Raw genomic sequence first — 1,864 nt, 5'->3', positions numbered from 1 at the left:
CGCCCACCGCCCCGCCCCGATCACGCTGGACGAGGAGTTCGCCCAGGCCGCGGGCGCGATCGCGCATGCGCGCGACGCGATCGACGCGCTGGTCGCGGCCCTGCTCGAGGCCGCCAGGGCGCACTGGCCGGACCGCTGGACGGCGCTGGCCCCCGCGCCGGTGCTGGCCGCCTCCTGGGTCGGCTACGACACGGACGGGCGCACCGACATCGGCTGGGCCGACACGCTGCGCTTCCGGCTGCGCATGAAGGCGATGGGGCTCGCGCGGCTCGCCGCGGCCGTCCCGCCGGGCGCGCTCGCCGACGCGATCGCGGCGGCGCTGGACGAGACGGATCGCCAGCACGCGCTCTGCCCGGTCGGGGTCGCGCCCGCGCCGGAGGCGGTGCAGCGCTTCGCCTGGGCGCTGGTCGGCGGGCGCGGGCGGGCGCTCACCGGGATCGACACGTTGCGCGGACAGTTCGATGCCGCGATCGCGGCCGCGGCGGATGACGGCGAGCGCCTGCGGCTCGCGGTCGCGCGCGCGGGGCTCGTCTCGCACGGTCTCGCGCTCGCCCACACCCATCTGCGGCTGAACGCGCAGCAGGTCCACAACGCGCTGCGCCACCGCCTCGGCTTCGATGCCGCGCCGGAGGACCGCGCGCGGCGGCGCGGGCTGATCGCGGCGATCAACGCCGCCCTCGAGACGGTCCGCCCGGTGCCGGTCGATCTCGGCGCGCTGCTCGCCGAACAGTCCTCGGCGGCGCGGCTGATGATGACGGTCGCGCAGATCCTGAAGCACGTCGACGGATCCCAGCCGATCCGCTTCCTGATCGCCGAGACCGAGACCGGCTACACGCTGCTCGCGGCACTCTGGCTCGCGCGCCGCTTCGGCGTCGAGCACGCGGTCGAGATCAGCCCGCTGTTCGAGACGCCGGAGGGGCTCGAGCACGGCGCGCGCGTGCTCGAGGAGGCGCTGCGGAGCGCGCATTTCCGCGCCTATCTCAGGCGCGCGGGACGGCTCTGCCTGCAGTTCGGCTACTCGGATTCGGGCCGCTTCGTCGGCCAGCCGGCGGCGTCGTTCCTGGTCGAACGGCTGCGGCTGAAGCTCGCCGAGACGCTCTGCCGCCACGACCTCGGCGGGCTCGAACTCGTGCTGTTCAACACGCATGGCGAGTCGATCGGGCGCGGCGCGCATCCGACGAGCCTCGCCGACCGGCTCGAGTATCTCGCGCCGGCGCAGTCGCGCGCGCGCTTCGCGGCAGCCGGGCTGTCGGTGCGCGAGGAGTCGAGCTTCCAGGGTGCCGAGGGCTACCTGCTGTTCGGCACGCCCGCGCTGGCGACGGCGGCGGTGGCGCGCATCGCCGAGCACGTCTTCGCCCCGCCGGCGGCGGCGGAGGATCCGATCTACGCCGAGGCCGACTACGCGGCCGAGTTCTTCGGCACGGCGCGCGCCGCGATGGCGGAGCTGGTGCCCGATCCGGGCTACGCCGCGCTGCTCGGCGCCTTCGGCCCGGCCCTGCTCGACCCCACCGGCTCGCGCCCGGCCAGGCGCGAGACCGACGGCATGGGCGGGCCGGCGATGATCCACCATCCGCGCGACCTGCGCGCGATCCCGAACAATGCGATCCTGCACCAGCTCGGCTGGCTTGCGAACACGCTGCACGGGCTCGGCCAGGCGGTGGCGCGCGCGCCCGAGACCTTCGCCGAGCTGTGCGCGCGGAGCCCGCGCTTCGGCCGCGCGATGGCGATGGCGGCGGCCGCGCGCGCGGCGGGCGATCTCGACATCCTGCGCGGCTATGTCGCCACGCTCGATCCCGGCACCTGGCTCGACCGGGCGCAGCGCGCCACCCGGCCGGGGCGGCGCGAGCAGCTCGCGGCCGTGGCG

General features: G+C 76.1%; 1 protein-coding gene. It reads left to right on the top strand.

The features are described from left to right. A partial coding sequence (locus tag FK498_RS18535; RefSeq protein WP_141857157.1) for a phosphoenolpyruvate carboxylase occupies positions 1 to 1,864 on the top strand: 1,864 nt, incomplete at both ends.

Origin of the sequence: Elioraea sp. Yellowstone (genome assembly GCF_006704265.1) — a bacterium.
GTDB lineage: Bacteria > Pseudomonadota > Alphaproteobacteria > Acetobacterales > Acetobacteraceae > Elioraea.
The sequence above is the reverse complement of the archived record's forward strand: the minus strand, read 5'-3'. Positions and strand labels throughout refer to the sequence as shown.